General features: G+C 77.3%; 1 protein-coding gene. It reads left to right on the top strand.

Annotated features, from left to right (window positions below; translation table 11 throughout):
* A partial coding sequence (locus JHD67_RS21805) for a hypothetical protein (protein ID WP_199101211.1) occupies positions 1 to 198 on the top strand: 198 nt, incomplete at its 5' end.
* Between the last annotated feature and the right edge of the window lie 119 nt (positions 199 to 317).

Raw genomic sequence — 317 nt, forward strand, 5'->3', positions numbered from 1 at the left:
GGTGACAAGGTGGAGAACCGCGAGAAGAAAGAAGGCGGCTCCTCGCGCAGTGGTTCGCGCAGCCGTAGCGGCGAGCGCACGCGTGGCGACAAGCCGCGTGAACCGCGCAAGCCGCGTGCTGAAGCCGCTGTCTCTTATACACATCTCCGAGCCCACGAGACCCGTGACCGAATCTCGGTTGGCGGCGTGTGCGTGTAAAAGGGGGGGGGGGGGGGGGGGGGGGGGGGGGGGGGGGGGGGGGGGGGGGGGGGGGGGGGGGGGGGGGGGGGGGGGGGGGGGGGGGGGGGGGGGGGGGGGGGGGGGGGGGGGGGGGGGGG

Origin of the sequence: Dyella sp. ASV21, from assembly GCF_016428975.1 — a bacterium.
GTDB lineage: Bacteria > Pseudomonadota > Gammaproteobacteria > Xanthomonadales > Rhodanobacteraceae > Dyella.